Below are 15741 nucleotides of genomic sequence, written 5' to 3' on the forward strand. Positions count from 1 at the left end.
GTCTCCTTGGGAAGGGCCGACCTCGATTCCATCTGGTCAGTCCAATTTCGATGGATTACATCAAGCCAGCCACTTTTGGTCAAGCCAATTTACGTATTTACATCCCATCTTACCAATAGTAAAAACCCGGACATCGGCACGAACAGGCCGCTGTACAGGGCGATGAGGCGAGCGTGATAGACTTTGCGACGCGCGCTTGCGCCGAAAGCGCATTGACCAAGATCCATCGGATGAAATCGACAGAACCCAAGCGGCTTTACCAATCGGTCGCGGCCCAGATCGTCGCGTTGATTCGTCAGGGCGAATTCGCGATCGGCGAACGCCTGCCGCCCGAGCGCGAGCTGGCGCTGACGCTCGGCGTATCGCGTCCGTCGCTTCGCGAGGCGCTGATCGCACTGGAAATCGGCGGCCAGATCGAGATCCGGATGGGCTCCGGCGTCTATGTGCGCGACACGGCGGCCGACGACGTCGGCACGATGGGCACGCTCGGCGACAGTCCGTCGGAACTGATGCAGGCACGCGCGGCCATCGAAGGCAGCGTCGCCGCGCTGGCCGCCGCGCGGATGACGGCCGCGATGCTCGATCGCCTGCGCCGCACGGTTCAACGCATGAAGCGGCTCGCGGAGGCCGGCAAATCGCCTGTCGAAGCCGACCGGCAGTTCCACATGCTGATCGCGGAAGCCGCCGGCAATTCGGTGCTCACGCGCTTCGTGGGCGAGCTGTTCGACAGCCGCCACGACCCGATCGCCGCGGCGATGCGCGGTCATGCGGAGAATCCACAGACCTGGACCGCCGCCGTGCAGGAGCACGAGGACGTGCTCCACGCGTTGCAGGCCGGCGATCCGATCGCGGCCCAGACGGCCATCCGCGCGCATCTTCGCGCGTCCGAAGCGCGATGGATCGACGGTGGCCTGAAAGCCGACCCGGAATAAGCGGCATACGGGCGCTTTCGCGCCCTTGTCGCAACGCGTCGCGCGGCAGCATGTGCAAACCCCACCTCGGAATTAAATTGAATCCCTGATAATGGGATTTCTATAATATATTCCAGCATCCATCGTAGATTATTATGTGAATTGTCCCGTATTTCGGGCCTCCATTTCATTTCCCTTGCGGTCGCCCGTCGCCATCCGCGCCGCACGGCAACCGGGTCTTGCCGCCGCGTCACCCGGCGGTTTTTTTCTGGATATGATCGTCGGCACGACCGGTCGGGTTGCACGACACCTTCCGGGAGATTCCGGGTGGATCGCGTGCATGGCGCGATCGCGCTGCCCGCGCCCGGGCAGCGTGCGCCGGCTTCGGCCGGCACCGAATTTGAGAAGGGACGCATTGGCCATACCATGAACCTGCACGCTGAAACACTGTGCTTCTCGGATGTGTTCCTCCATTCCCAGGCGATCGTGAACTGGTCGCAGCACTACGACCAGATCAGCCCCGGCACCGCCACGACCACGCTGCGCCAGGTTGCCGGCCAGCGTTTTCACGTCTTTCGCGAACGCATCAACCAGCGCGTCATGCAGCACGGGCTGGCGCCGCGCGACCGCCTCTGCTTCGCACTGCCGATCGCAAGCGCGGTCGCGCCGGTGGTCCAGGGGCGCACCGTCGAGCGCCCGAGCCTGCTGACCTTGCGCGGCGGCGAGGAGTTCGTCGCCCATCTGCCGTGCGATACCGAAGTGCTCGCCTTCACGATCGATCGCACGCTCACGGCCGATCATGAGCTCGACGAACTCGCGAACCTGCCCTCGCGCATCCTGAAGCAGCCGGTGCTCCCCATTTCACCCGCGCGCTACCGCAATGCGCTGGACGGCCTCGAGCGCGTGCTGTGCCAGGCGCTCGACAGCGGCTCGCTCACGGCACGCGACGCGTTCGACGAACGCGTGCTCGCGCACAGCGTCGTCGGCATCCTGCTCGATCTCGTACAGTCCGACGAATCGGATGCCGGTGCGCTGCCGTCGGCATCGACGCAAAGCTACATCGTTCGCCGCAGCCAGGAGATCGCGCTGCAAAGCGACGACGTGCCGACGGTCATCGATCTCTGCCATCACCTCCGGATCAGCCGCCGCACGCTGCAATACAGTTTCCAGAACGTCGTCGGTACCACGCCGACGGCCTACCTGCGCTCGATCCGGCTGAACGCGGTGCGACGCTTCCTGATGACGACGCCCGGGACGATGCGGATCGGCGACGCGGCGGCGCAATTCGGCTTTTGTCACTTCGGGCGCTTCTCCGCGTACTACCAGCAACATTTCCACGAGCTGCCGTCGCACACGCCGCGCCTGAGCTGAAACCGCGCATACGCGCCGCGGCGTCGCATCCGGGTAATCCCCTGCCGCCCGGCGCATGCGGATTGCCGATAGCGGACAACGTCCGGTTTTTCGGCACCGTAAATTTTGTCGTCGACCCGCTCGCGCGCTCCGTGCGCGTCACCGGGCGGCCGTCGAAGCGCATACCTGTGTCGTCGGCGGACGGCAGCATCCACTGCCGGATCGTCAGGATCGGCCCGCGGCGCAGGGATATTGATCAGGCATGCCGGTGTCGACTCCTGACGGACGATCCGGTCAGCGGGACTACTTATGAACGAATTGTCATCCCGGTCCGAAGCGGGGCTCAGCAAAAACGCCGTCGGACTTTCACACATCGTCTTCTTCGTCGTCGCCGCGGCCGCGCCGCTCACCGCGATGGTCGGCGCGACCCCCGCCGCATTCTCGCTCGGCAACGGCCCGGGCGTGCCCGGCGTATTCGTGCTGGCGGGCGTGATGTACCTGATCTTCAGCATCGGGTATGCGGCGATGAGCCGGCACATCTCCAATGCGGGCGCATTCTATGCGTACATCGCGAACGGGCTCGGGCGCCCCGTCGGCGTGGGCGGCGCGTTCGTCGCGATCGTCGCGTACAACGCCGTGCAGATCGCGATCTACTGCATGTTCGGCTTCTTCCTGAACAACGGCGTCCAGCAGCACTACGGCGTCGACGTGCCGTGGTGGGCGTTCGCGCTCGCCTGCGTCGTCGCCGTCCACTTCTGCGGCGCGCGGCACATCGAGTTCAGCGGGCGGCTGCTCGGCATGCTGATGATCGGCGAGATCGCGATCGTGATGCTGCTCGATCTCGCGATCGTCGTGCACGGCGCGAGTGCCGGCGGCTTCAGCGCGAAGCCGTTCAGCCCCGCGATGGTGTTTGCGCCCGGGCTCGGCACCGCGCTCGTGTTCGTTCTCGGCTCGTACATGGGCTTCGAGGCGACGGCGATCTTCTCCGAGGAAGCCCGCGATCCGAAACGCACGATCCCGCGCGCCACGTACCTGGCCGTGATCCTCATCATGGTGTTCTATGCGCTGTCGTCGTGGGCGATCGTCGAGGCGTGGGGCGAGGGGCAGATCGCCGCGCAGGCGAACCGCGATCCGGCCAACCTGTGGTTTGCCGTCAGCGGCCGGCTGCTCGGCGCCATCGCGACGGACGCGATGAACGTGCTGCTCGTCACGAGCCTGTTCGCGGCCATCCTGTCGTTCCACAATACGATTACGCGCTATTTCTACGCGATGGGCCGCGAACGCGTGCTGTGGCGCAAGCTCGGCCAGACCTGCCCCGTGCATCGCTGCCCCGACGTCGCCGGGAAAGTGCAGACGCTGATCGCGCTCGCGGCCATCACCGGCTCCGCCGCCTTCCGCCTCGATCCGTTCGCGGTCGTGTTCTCGTGGATGAGCGCGCTGGCGACGATCGGCATCATCGCGGTGCAGATCCTCGTGGCGGCCTCGGTCATCGCGTTCTTCGCGCGCGACCACCGCGACGCCGGCCTCGTGCACCGCCTGATCGCGCCGCTCGTCAGCGTGATCGCGCTCGGCGCGTGCCTCGTGCTGGTCGTGCGCAACCTGTCCGTGCTGAGCGGATCGGATTCGACCTTCGTCGCAATGTTTCCGTATTTCCTGCTCGCCATCGGCGCGCTCGGCATCCGCGCCGCGCTGCGCTTGAAGCGCAGCGATCCCGACCTGTACCGCGAACTCGGACGCGCCGTCCAGTAGTCGCCGTCCAGTAGTCGCCGTCCAAACGGTGCCGCACCCCTGACGCTTTCCCGCCGCCGGCGCGACACGCATCGATGCGTCGCGCCGGCGCCGCTGCGCGGGTATTCCCTATCCCGATCGCGCGGCAACGATTGCCGATAGCGGACAAGGCCCGCCATTTCATCGACATACAGTGGATCCGACGTTGAAGCCGGGCCGTGGCAACCACCATCGCCTCGACCGGCCCGGCCCGACGATTCGCCCTTGGGAAATACGGACACCATGATGAAAATTCAGAACCTGATCGGCGGCCGGCATTGCGACGCATCTGCCGGCCGCACCTTCGAAAAGCTGGCGCCGGCGACCGGCGACTACGTCGCCGCCGTGCCCGCGTCGACCGCCGAAGACGTCGATCGCGCGGTGCGCGCCGCACACGGCGCACTGCACGACGACGCATGGGGGCGCGCGGGCGGCGCGGCCCGGGCCCGCTGGCTGCTTCGGCTCGCGGACCTGGTCGAGCGCGACAGCGATGCGCTGGCAGGACTCCTGGCCGTCGAACAAGGCCGTCCACTTGCCGAGATGCGCATGATGGACCTCCCGATGAGCATCGACACGCTGCGCTACTTCGCCGGCTGGGCCGACAAGCTCGAGGGCCGCACGATTCCGACCGACGGCTTCATGGGCCGCCCGACGCTCAGCTACACGCGGCGGGCGCCGGTGGGCGTCGCCGCTCAGATCATCCCGTGGAACGCGCCGCTGATGATCGCCGTGTGGAAACTCGCGCCGGCGCTCGCGGCCGGCTGCCCGGTGGTCATCAAGCCGTCGGAGGACACGCCGCTGGCGCTGTCCCGGCTCGGCGAACTCATCTGCGAAGCCGGCCTTCCCGCCGGCGTCGTCAACATCGTCCATGGCGTCGGTTCGGAAGTCGGCGCCGCGCTGGTCGCGCACCCGCTCGTGAGCAAGATCAGCTTCACCGGCAGCACCGAAGTCGGCCGCGCGATCGCCGGCGCTGCGGCCAGGACCTTCAAACGCGTCACGCTCGAACTCGGCGGCAAGGCCGCGCAGATCGTGTTCGCGGATGCCGATCTCGACCGCGCGATCCCGTCGCTGATGGCCGGCATGTTCGCGAACCAGGGGCAGACGTGCGCGGCCGGCTCGCGCGTGCTCGCGCACCGCTCGATCGCCGGTGCACTCGAAGAGCGGCTCGCCGACGCCGCCCGCACCATCCGTGTCGGCCCGCCGTCGGAGCCCGGCGTGCAAATGGGCGCGCTCATCAACCCGCGCCACCTCGCACGCGTGCGTGCGCACGTCGAAGGCGCGCTCGCCGAAGGCGCGGTCCTGCTCGCCGGCGACGAACAGGTGCCGCCGCGCGGCTGCTTCATGCGCCCGACGATTCTCGGCGGCGTGCATCCGGACATGCGGATCGCCCGCGAAGAAGTGTTCGGCCCGGTCGGCATGGTCATGCCGTTCGACACCGAGGACGACGCGGTCCGCATCGCCAACGACACGCCGTTCGGCCTGTCCGCGTCGGTCTGGACGCAGGACGTCGGCACCGCGCACCGCGTCGCCGAGCGGCTCGAGGTCGGCGCCGTCGCCATCAATGCATGGAGCCCGATCGACGCACGCCTGCCGTGGGGCGGCACCAAGCAGAGCGGGATCGGGCGCGACCTGTCGACGGCCGCGCTCGATTCGTACCTCGAGGAAAAGATCATCACCGCAGCCCTGTGATCCCGCGGCGCACGTCGCGCCGCAATGCGTTCAAGCACTTCGTGAGAGAACCACCATGGACTACCAAAAGCGACAAAAGCGATTCTGGCACCCGATGAGCTCGGCGGCCGCCGGCCATACGACCCCCACCGTGATCATCGAGCGCGGCGACGGCAACTACGTGTACGACGTCGAGGGCCACCGCATGCTCGACGGCGTCGGCGGGCTGTGGAACGTCAACGTCGGCCATAACCGGCCGGAAGTGAAGGCCGCGATCGCCCGCCAGATGGACGAGCTGTCCTACTACCAGACCTTCGACGGCGTCGCGCATCCGCGCGTGTACGACCTGGCCGACCGCCTGTGCGCGATGTTCGCGCGGGAGGACATGCAGCGGGTGATGTTCGGCAGCGGCGGTTCCGACGCGGTCGAGACCGCGCTCAAGATGGCGCGCCAGTACTGGGTCGCCGCGGGCGAGCCGTCGCGCACGAAATTCCTGTCGCTGCGCAACGGCTATCACGGCGTGCACGTCGGCGGCACGTCGATCGGCGGCAACGGCGTCTACCATTACAATCACGGTCCGCTGCTGCCCGGCTGCGTGCTGCTCGACACGCCGTGGCTCTATCGCAACCCGTGGAACTGCGACGATCCGCAGCAACTCGTCGAGCATTGCATCCGGCAGCTCGAGGAAACGATCGCGTTCCATGGCCCGCAGACCATCGCCGCGTTCGTCGCCGAACCGGTGCAGGGCGCCGGCGGCCTGATCGTCCCGCCCACCGACTACTGGGCGCGCGTGCGCGCCGTGTGCGACCGCAACGGCATCCTGCTGATCGCCGACGAGGTGGTCACCGGTTTCGGCCGCACCGGCAGCATGCTCGGCAGCCGCGGATGGGGTGTCACCGCCGACATCCTGTGCGTCGCCAAGGGCATTTCCGCCGGCTACGTGCCGCTCGGCGCGACGCTGTACAACGGGCGCATCGCACAGGCGATCGAACATGGCAAGGGCTTCTCGCACATGGTCATGCACGGCTATACGTACAGCGGGCATCCGCTCGCGTGCGCCGCGTCGCTCGCGGTGCTCGACATCGTCGAAGCCGAGGATCTGCCGGGCAATGCTGCACGGGTGGGCCAGCGCCTGCTCGAGCACCTGCTGCCGCTGAAAGCCGACTTCGAGACCGTCGGCGACGTCCGCGGCAAGGGACTGATGCTGGCGCTCGATCTCGTGACCGACAAGGCCAGCCGCACGCCGCTCGATCCGGGCAAGGGCTTCGCGGCGCGCGTGGCCGATGCGGCGCGCAAGCGCGGCGTGCTGGTCCGCGCGATCGCCAACAAGGTCGTGATGTCGCCGCCGTTGACGCTGCAGCAGGACGAGGCCGACTTCATCGCGGTGACGCTGCGCGAGGCGCTGCAGGAGTGCTGCGCGGATTCGCGATCGATCGCCTGACCGCGCGGACAGCCGGGCGCACGGACCTTTCGTCGAAGGTCCGTGCGCCGCGATCCGGCCTCGGTTCGACGAAGATCGCCGCGGGACGTCCAAGTCGACGATCGGCGTCCCGCCTGTCGCAATTTCGCTTTCAAGGAAGACAAGCCAAATGGAAAACCAGGCCATTGCATTCACGGTCGAGAAATACCCGCTCGCGCTTCGGCTGCTTCACTGGGCCAGGGCGATCCTGATCGGCGCGCAGCTCTGGACCGGATGGACCATGGTCCGGCTCGACGACAACCTGCCGGCCAAGTTCGACTGGTACTACCCGACCCACAAGGAGTTCGGCGTGCTCACGCTGCTGGTGGTCCTCACGCAACTGGCGATTCGCTCGATGAAGCCGCTGCCGCCGCTGCCGTCGGGCCTGCCGAGGCTGGACCGGAAACTTGCCAAGATCGCGCACTACCTGCTGTATGCGCTGGCGATCATCGTGCCGCTGATGGGTTATTCGATGTCCAGCACGTATACGCAAAGCGACGGCGTGCCGTTCTTCTTGTTCCGCGTGCCCGAGCTGCTGCCGAAGAACGACCACTGGTTCGAGGCATTCCAGTGGCTGCACAAGACGCTGGCCTACACGCTGCTCGCGCTCGTCGTCCTGCATATCCTCGCCGCGCTGAAGCACCGGTTCTTCGACCCGAACCGCGAAAACGACGTGTTGCGGCGCATGCTGTAACGCTGCGGCAACACCGGGCCGCGATCCCGGCGAGGTTCCGCATGCGGGTCGCTTGACCACGACGGCCCTGTTTCTTTCATTTCAAATATTTCGTTTTACTAACTACAGACGGACCGTTTCGAGCGTCCGGCGTGCCCGCACGCCATCGAAAACGGCACCGCACGGCCCTATCGGCCCTCACCTGGAGATCGACGATGAAGAAGATGATTGCAGCCGTATCGGCCGCGGGCGCGATGGGATTCAGCCTGACGGCGCACGCGCAGAGTACCGTGACGCTTTACGGGTTGATCGACGAAGGCGTCAATTTCACGAGCAACGCGGGCGGCAGCAAGGCCTACCAGATGGTCAGCGGCGACACCGTCGGCAGCAACTGGGGGCTGAAAGGCACGGAAGACCTCGGCGGCGGGCTGAGGGCTGTGTTCCAGCTCGAGAATGGCTTCAACACGAACACGGGCGCGCTCGGCGTGACGTCGCGGATGTTCGGCAGGCAGGCTTACGTCGGGCTCGATTCCGACCGGTTCGGCACGCTCACGTTCGGCCGCCAGTACGATCCCACGCTCGACATGTGGAGCACCTTCACGGCCACCGGAAACTGGCTCGGCGACTTCGGCGCCCACCCGTACGACAACGACAATGCCGACTGGGACTACCGCATCCAGAACAGCGTCAAATACGTGTCGCCCACGTACGCCGGCTTCAAGGGCGAAGTGCTCTACGGCCTCTCGAACCAGGCGGGCAGCTTTGCCAGAAACCGGGTGTACAGCGCCGCGCTGCAGTACCAGATGGGCGCGTTCTCCGCCGCCGTCGCGTACCTGAAGGCGAACAACGGCGGCGCGACCGCGGGCGGCGCGTTGTCCAGCGACGATACGGTCTTCAGCGGCCGCTCGCAGCAGACCATCGATGCCGGCGCGTCCTACAAGTTCAGCGACAAGCTGACGCTGTCCGCCGCGTATTCGCACGTCGACGTGTACAGCCCAGAATCGAATCTCTACTTCGCGAACCAGCCGCAGGCCGGCTCGCAGAACGCGTGGAAATTCGACAACTTCGAGGTCAACGGCCAGTATTTCTTCCGGCCCGACTTCTGGTTCGGCGCCGCCTATACGTATACGCGCGCGCATGTCGCGACCGCGGCGGGCGACGCGTCGCCGAGCTGGCACCACCTCTCGATGATGCTCGACTACGACCTCAGCAAGCGGACCTCGACCTACATCCAGGGCGCGTACCAGCATGCGACCGGCAACACCGGCACCGACTTCGACTACGCGCACGTGCTCGGCACCGCCGGGCAATCGTCGGGCCGCAATCAGCTGGCCTTGCGCGTCGGGATGATGCATCGGTTCTGATGGCAGCAGAACAGGGGCTGGCGCGCGACGTGCGCGGCAGCCCGTGCTTTCCCGCACCGTCAGAACTGATGCCGCACCCCGACGCGAACCGCGGTCTGCGTCGAGCCGGCCGCCGCCCCGCCGAGCGCGGCTTCAACCTGGGCGCCGTAAGCGCTGTCGTGCCCGCGAGCGAACACCGCGTACAGGCCGGTGCGCTTCGACAGCGAATAGTCGGCGCTCAGCGTGACCTGATTGGCCGAGCCGACGTCGCCGCCGCGCTGCTGGAACTGGAAACCGCCGCCCAGCTGCAACGACGGCGTGACCGCATAGGTCAGCCCGCCGTCGTAGGTGGTTGCCCGCAGCGGTGCGGCTGCGCTGATCCGTACGTCCGACACCATGCCGAAGACGCGGAACTGACCGAAGTTGTAGCCTGCCCCGCCGGAGAAGTTGCGAAGATTGCCGCCGGCGGTCACGTCGTGCTGGCCGAAATAAGCGAGCGCGGCGCTGAACGCACCCTGCGTGTAGGACAACATCGCGCTCTGTACGCTGCTGCGCGCGACCGTGCCGGGCACGTTGCCGAACCCCCACATGCCGCCAAACGCCAGCCCGCCGAAGGTCGGACTCACGTACTTCACCGCATTGTTTACCTGAACGCCCCACACGCGGTTGTCGAGCGCGCCCCCTGCCGACGCATTCGTCGGCAACCCCCATGCGAGCAGGCCGGCCGGCGTGTTCGCGCCGACCGCAAAGGCCGGCATCAGATCGCCGACGAAATCGAACTGGCGCCCGAGCGTCACGGTGCCCCAGTCGCCGCCGAGCCCGACGTACGCTTGCGAACTGAACGCGGAGCCCGGCACGGTCAGCGCGCCGTCCGACGTCTGGAACTGGCTTTCGAGCCGGAACACGGCAAAGTTAGCGCCGCCGAGATCCTCCCTGCCCGTCAAGCCCCACACGTCGTTGCGCGACACGCCCGCCTGCAGCGCGAGCTGACGGCCGCCGCGCGGCGCGGACGCAACGTCGCTCGTATAGGTCACGCCGGTGTCCAGCGAACCGTAGAGCGTCACGCTCGATTGTGCGAACGTCGGTGCAACAGCACCGCAACCGCACAACGCAACCATTCGAAACCACACCTTCATCTTCTTCTCCTCATCAAATTTTCCCGGTCGATGCACTCGTGAGCCGACCGGCACGCCGGCGGCATCGATCCGGCATGATTCGTTGCATCAACATAGGATTCCATATCGATCGGAGTCGGCACGAACCACCCTGCCGCTACCGGCCTGCGTCCCGCATATTCCTTGACGCGAATCCGATTGCCGCGCGCGCGACTTAAGTTAGACTACGGCCCTGTCGCCGCCGCTGCCGCATTCGTGCCGCGGCTCGGCCGCCCGAACCGCTGCCGATCTTCCCGTTCCATTGCCGCAAGCCGCCTGAATCCCGGATCACGTCATGTCGAGCCTCACCAAAATGCTGTCCATCCTCGACGTCTTCTCTTCGTCCGCGACGTCGATGACGGCCGAGGAGATCGCCGAACTCATGGGCTTTTCGCGCACCACGTGCTACCGCTACGTGAAGGAACTGGCCTCCGTCGGCCTGCTCGTCAGCAGCAACGGCCGCTATACGCTGGGCCCGCGCATCATCCATCTCGACTACAACATGCGGCAGTCGGACCCGACGCTCACCGCCGCGAAACCCGTGATCCAGAAACTGGTGCAGGTCACCGGCGGCGACGCGCTCGTGTCGACGCTGTTCGACGAGCAGATCATCAACGTCATGCACGAAACCGGCGCCGAGAACCTGCAACTGGGCTTCGGGCGCGGCCGCATCATGCCGCTGTTTCAGGGCGCGTCGTCGAAAGTGATCGTGGCCGCAATGTCGCGTGCGCGCCTGAAACGCCTGCACGAACGGCACAACGCCGAGCTCGGCGAGTTCGCGGCCGACTGGACGCAGTTCTGGCGCGCCTGCCAGCAGATCGCCGACGCCGGATACTGGATCTCGCGCGGCGAGCTCGACGAAGGCTTCGTCGGGATTGCCGCGCCGATTCGCACCGCCAGCAGCGGCGAAATCAACAGCAGCCTGTCGCTGGTCTTTCGCGCCGAACACTTCGCGCTGTTCGACGAGCACGTGCTCGGCAAGCTCCTGATCGATGCCACCGCTCAGATCGGCGCAGCCACCTGAAGATTCGCGCGGCGTCAATTCATCTGCGTGATGAATTTGGTGACCAGGTAACCGTCGAACGTCTCCGTGCCTCCCTCGCTGCCGAAGCCGCTGTCCTTCACGCCGCCGAACGGGATCTCCGCCGGCCCCATCCCGAAGTGATTGATGTTGACCATGCCCGCTTCGAGCGCGCGGCCGATCCGGTGCGCGTTGCGCGCCGAAACGGTGAACGCGTAGGACGCGAGGCCGAACGGCAAGCGATTGGCCTCGGCCAGCGCATCGTCGAGTTCTTCGAACGGCACGATCCCAACGATCGGGCCGAACGGCTCCTCGTTCATCAAGCGCGACTCGCGCGTCGGGCTCAGTACGACCGTCGGCGCGAAATAATGCCCCGGTCCCGGCCCCGGCAAGCGCGTTCCCCCCGCGGCGATCTCCGCGCCGTTCGCCTTCGCATCGGCGACGAATGCGTCGATCTCGGACACGCGTCGCGCATGCGCGAGCGGCCCCATCGTGGTCCCTTCTTCCAGCCCGTAGCCGACGCGAATCGTGCCGACCGCATCGAGATACGCGGTGACGAACCGTTCGAACACCGGCCGTTGCACGAAGAACCGCGTCGGCGATACGCACACCTGCCCGGCATTGCGAAACTTGTACGCGGCCAGCATCGTCGCGGCGCGCTCGATGTCCGCGTCCGCGCAGACGAGCACCGGCGCGTGCCCGCCGAGCTCCATGGTCATGCGCTTCATGTGCGACGCGGCGAGCGCCGCCAGTTGCTTGCCGACCGGCACCGACCCGGTGAACGAGATCTTGCGCACCAGCGGCGACTCGATCAGCCGCGTCGACACGTCGCCCGGCACGCCCCACACGATATTCAGGCAGCCCGCGGGCAACCCGGCATCGTGGAAGATGCGCGCGAGCGCAACGATCGCGCTCGGCGATTCCTCGGGCCCTTTCAGCACCAGGGTGCAGCCCGACGCAAGCGCGGCCGCTATCTTGTGCATCGCTTGGCTGAACGGGAAATTCCATGGCGAAAACGCCGCGCACACGCCGATCGGTTCCCGCAGTACCGTCTGCGCGACGTCCGGGGAACGCGCCGGAATGACACGGCCGTAAGTGCGCCGCCCCTCCTCCGCATGCCATTCGAGCTGTTCGGCGGACGACACGACCTCGGCGATCGCCTCGCGAAGCGGCTTGCCCTGGTCCATCGTGATGTGGCGGCCGATGGCCTCGGCACGCTCGCGCACGAGCGCAGCGGCGCGGCGCAGGACGTCCGAGCGCGCGAGCGGCGACTCGCGCCGCCACACCGCGAACGCACGATGCGCGGCGTGCACCGCGGCGTCGATATCGTCCGGTGTCGCATGCGGCAACTCGCCGAGCACGCGGCCGGTTCCCGGATCGAGAACGGGCTGCGTGCGCCGGCCATCGGACTGCAGGAACCGGCCGTCGATATATAGGTGGAGCGGCGCGTAATCGCGTTGCGCGTCAGGCGCCATGCGGGAAGTCAGCGGCGTGAACGGAATCAAGACGGATACCTCGGTAGAGACTGCACGATGGGCGCGGACGGTGCGACGATCGCATCACGCGGGCTGGCTCGGCGCACGCAGCAGGCCGCCGATTTCCTGCCGGAGAATCCGGTTTTCCTGCGTGACGAGCAGATGCCGGACCTTGCCGCGAAACGTCCTGAACTCGGGGTCGGCCATCAGCACGGCGCGGCGCCGCGCGCGATCGTCCAGCGAATCGAATGCCCACAGATAGACGAGCTGGTTCAGCGGCCCGACTTCCGTCGCAAAACAGCCGACCATCGTGCCGAGCGCCTGCTCCTGCGCCGCGCGCCCGCATTCCGCGTACAGCCGCAGATATTCGGCGACGGCGCCCGGCACGAGCGTATAGGTGCGTTGCTCAACAAACATGCGCTTCCTCCGATTGTCGCGGCGCGAACGCCTGAAAGGCCGCGCTCACGCGGGCCATCCCCACGGCATCCGTCTGCGCCGCCACGTAGCGGTCGGGGCGCACCACCACGAGCGGGCCGGCATGCCGGTCGAACCAGTCCGCCAGCACGTTGTCGACGTCCTCGACGCACGTGCTGCCGTGCGCACTGCTCACCCGCCCTGCGCGGCCGGGCCCGCTGCGCGAACGGCTGACCTGCACGAACGTCGCGCCCAGCGCCGCCCAGTACGCACGATCGTCGTCGCTCAGGCACGCCTGCGGATCGCATTGCCAGCCGACGATCGAGAACCACGGGCCCAGCACATCGTCGAGCTTGCGACGCACGCCGTCGGCCGTTTCGACATCGGGCTGCGCGATCATCCTGCCGACTGCGTCGCCCGGCGCCCCCGGCAGCACGACGCCCCGCGTATAGCTCGGCATCGGCTTGAAACGCATTTGCAGGATGTAGTCCTTCAGGCCCGGCGCATAGCGCGCGAGCCCGAGGAAACGATCGCGCAGGAATGCGACGAGCCGATTGGTCGGCATCAGCATCGCGCCGAACGTGTCCGCCAGGTCGATCATCGCCTTCGCGTGGTCGCGCCGCTCCGATTCGTAGCTGCGGATCACGCCGGGATGCAATGCGCCGTTGACGACGCCCGCCAGTTTCCACGCGAGATTGCCGACGTCGCGCAAGCCCGCATTCAGGCCCTGGCCGACCCACGGCGGCGTCAGGTGGGCCGCATCGCCGACGAGCGCCACGCGGCCGACCACGAAACGTTCGGCGAGGCGTGAATGGTGCGTATAGGTCCGTGCGCGCACGATCTCGATGCGATCGACGTCGTCGACGTACGGCGCGATCAGCGCGCGGACCGATTCCGGTCGCGCGATCGCCTCTTCGTCCTCGTGCGGGAACACGAGAAACTCCCAGCGCCGGAAATTGAACGGCAGATAGATGCAGACGTTCGGGCGGCGCGGGTCGCAGTTCAGCGCCGTGCACGGCTGGTCGAGCCCGGCGTTCTTCACGTCGACCACGACCCATTTGATCGGATGCGTCGTGCCGGCCAGCCTGACGCCCAGCAATTCGCGCATCGGGCTGCGCCCGCCGTCGGCCGCCACCACGTAGTCGGCCTCGAGCGCATACTGCTGCCCGTCGGCACGGTGCACCTGCAACGTGACGCGTGCGTCGTCCTGTTCGACACCGACCACTTCTTCGCTGGTCCGCAGCGACACGTGCGGATAACGAGCCAGCCCGTCGCGCAGCGTGCGCTCGGCGAGCTGCTGCATGAAGATGTTGCGCCGCCACCAGCCGAATTCGCGCATCGACGGGCGGATGTCGGCGAAGCATTCGCCATTCGCCTTGAACATGCGCAGCGGCACGTTCTGGATGATGTCGCGGCTCAGCTCGTCGGCGAGGCCGGCCGTCTGAAACATCCGCAATGCTTCGTCGTCGATGCCGACCGCGCGCGGAAATTCGACGATCTGCGGCGCCTTCTCGACGATCACCGTCGCGACGCCGTAGAGGCCGAGCAGGTTCGCCATCGCCACGCCGTTCGGCCCCGCGCCGACGATCGCGACCGACGTCCGGTCCGGATTGTTCGCTTTCATGCGTCAGCCTCCCGCTCGCCACGCCGGATCGTCGAGACGATCGAGCCACGTGCGCAATGCATGGTTGAACGCGGCGGGCTGATCGTCATGCACGTAATGCGTCGCGCCGGGAATGTCGATCCGTTCGATTCCGGCGTTGGCCGCCGTCATTTCGGCCGCCACTTCCGCGGACAGGAAATCGGATGCGCCGCCGCGCAACAGCAGCGTCGGCACGTGCAGGTTGAGGACCAGCGGCCACAGATGGACCAGTTGCTCCGGCGTCGCGGCCAGCCGTGCCGCCGCAATCCCGTCGGCGTCGTGCCGCCACACGATCCGCCCTTGCGCATCCTCCTTCAGCGAGTGCGTCATGCGCGAATCGAGCGCGGATTCCGCGATGTTCGGCCGCTGGCGTCGCCAGAACGCGCGCGCATCGTCCCACGACGCGAACGCGTCCGGCGTTTCCTTCAGCTCGCGCTTGATGCGCTCCGAACCCTGCGAGCCGGCCGACGCACCGGGGCCCATGTCCTCGATCACGAGGCCCGCGAGCCGTTCCGGTTGCGCCGCCGCGTAGACGAACGCATTGGCGCCGCCCATCGAATGCCCGACCAGCACGAATCGTTGCAGGCCGAGTGCGCGCACCAGCGCGTCGAGATCGAGCACGTAGGCCGCCGCGTAATAGTCGCGCCGCGGGTCCCAGTCGCTCCAGCCGCGCCCGCGCTGGTCGAGCGCAACGACCCGGTAGCGGTCGACCAGCGCGTCGGCGACGGGTTCCCAGGTATGCGCGTAACTGCGCAAGCCGTGCAGCATTACCACGACCGGCGCATCGTCGCGCCCCCAGCTCACGTAGTGCAGCCGCAGCCCGTTGCTGTCGACCCATCCATCCTTGACGGATGCCGTATTCAT

General features: G+C 67.0%; 13 protein-coding genes. 8 read left to right on the top strand and 5 right to left on the bottom strand.

Annotation, left to right across the window (positions count from 1 at the left end; all coding sequences use genetic code 11):
* Positions 1-230: 230 nt before the first annotated feature.
* The 7 genes from DM992_RS34265 (at position 231) to DM992_RS34295 (ending at position 9192) form a co-directional block, all read left to right on the top strand.
* Positions 231-932 carry a FadR/GntR family transcriptional regulator gene (locus tag DM992_RS34265; protein WP_111020719.1) on the top strand — a complete coding sequence of 234 codons (702 nt, stop codon included), beginning with the start codon at positions 231-233 and terminating at the stop codon, positions 930-932.
* 306 nt (positions 933-1238) lie between these two features.
* Positions 1239-2282: a helix-turn-helix domain-containing protein gene (locus DM992_RS34270; RefSeq protein ID WP_239511520.1), complete on the top strand. Its 1044-nt coding sequence runs from the start codon at positions 1239-1241 to the stop codon at positions 2280-2282.
* A 288-nt stretch (positions 2283-2570) separates the two neighbouring features.
* The gene (locus DM992_RS34275) at positions 2571-4010 is read left to right on the top strand and encodes an APC family permease (protein ID WP_111020720.1); all 1440 of its coding nucleotides are present in this window, start codon (positions 2571-2573) and stop codon (positions 4008-4010) included.
* Positions 4011-4271: 261 nt separating this feature from the next.
* Entirely contained in the window at positions 4272-5717 is a 1446-nt protein-coding gene (locus DM992_RS34280) for an aldehyde dehydrogenase family protein (protein WP_111020721.1), read from the top strand.
* Positions 5718-5772: 55 nt separating this feature from the next.
* Complete coding sequence (locus DM992_RS34285) at positions 5773-7137, top strand: aspartate aminotransferase family protein (RefSeq protein ID WP_111020722.1); 1365 nt, start codon at positions 5773-5775, stop codon at positions 7135-7137.
* Between the two features lie 148 nt (positions 7138-7285).
* On the top strand, positions 7286-7849 hold the full coding sequence (locus tag DM992_RS34290; RefSeq protein WP_111020723.1) for a cytochrome b/b6 domain-containing protein: 564 nt from the start codon (positions 7286-7288) through the stop codon (positions 7847-7849).
* A 194-nt stretch (positions 7850-8043) separates the two neighbouring features.
* A complete protein-coding gene (locus DM992_RS34295; protein ID WP_111020724.1) occupies positions 8044-9192 on the top strand; it encodes a porin in 1149 nt (382 codons plus the stop codon).
* Between the two features lie 59 nt (positions 9193-9251).
* Here the strand turns inward: DM992_RS34295 and DM992_RS34300 are convergent, their stop codons facing one another.
* Positions 9252-10307: a porin gene (locus DM992_RS34300; RefSeq protein ID WP_111020725.1), complete on the bottom strand. Its 1056-nt coding sequence runs from the start codon at positions 10305-10307 to the stop codon at positions 9252-9254.
* A gap of 313 nt (positions 10308-10620) precedes the next feature.
* Between DM992_RS34300 and DM992_RS34305 the strand changes: the two genes are divergently transcribed.
* Positions 10621-11349 (top strand): IclR family transcriptional regulator, encoded by a 729-nt coding sequence (locus tag DM992_RS34305; RefSeq protein WP_111020726.1) that lies wholly within the window; start codon positions 10621-10623, stop codon positions 11347-11349.
* A 14-nt stretch (positions 11350-11363) separates the two neighbouring features.
* Here the strand turns inward: DM992_RS34305 and DM992_RS34310 are convergent, their stop codons facing one another.
* From DM992_RS34310 to DM992_RS34325, 4 genes are all read right to left on the bottom strand, one after another.
* Complete coding sequence (locus DM992_RS34310) at positions 11364-12821, bottom strand: NAD-dependent succinate-semialdehyde dehydrogenase (protein WP_204356212.1); 1458 nt, start codon at positions 12819-12821, stop codon at positions 11364-11366.
* Positions 12822-12905: 84 nt separating this feature from the next.
* Positions 12906-13238 carry an NIPSNAP family protein gene (locus DM992_RS34315; RefSeq protein WP_111020728.1) on the bottom strand — a complete coding sequence of 111 codons (333 nt, stop codon included), beginning with the start codon at positions 13236-13238 and terminating at the stop codon, positions 12906-12908.
* Positions 13228-14859 carry a bifunctional 3-(3-hydroxy-phenyl)propionate/3-hydroxycinnamic acid hydroxylase gene (locus tag DM992_RS34320; protein ID WP_111020729.1) on the bottom strand — a complete coding sequence of 544 codons (1632 nt, stop codon included), beginning with the start codon at positions 14857-14859 and terminating at the stop codon, positions 13228-13230. Before DM992_RS34320 ends, DM992_RS34315 begins: the two co-directional genes overlap by 11 nt.
* 3 nt (positions 14860-14862) lie before the next feature.
* Positions 14863-15741 (bottom strand): alpha/beta hydrolase, encoded by an 879-nt coding sequence (locus tag DM992_RS34325; protein ID WP_204356205.1) that lies wholly within the window; start codon positions 15739-15741, stop codon positions 14863-14865.

It is taken from the genome of Burkholderia sp. JP2-270, assembly GCF_003233675.1.
GTDB lineage: Bacteria > Pseudomonadota > Gammaproteobacteria > Burkholderiales > Burkholderiaceae > Burkholderia > Burkholderia pyrrocinia_C.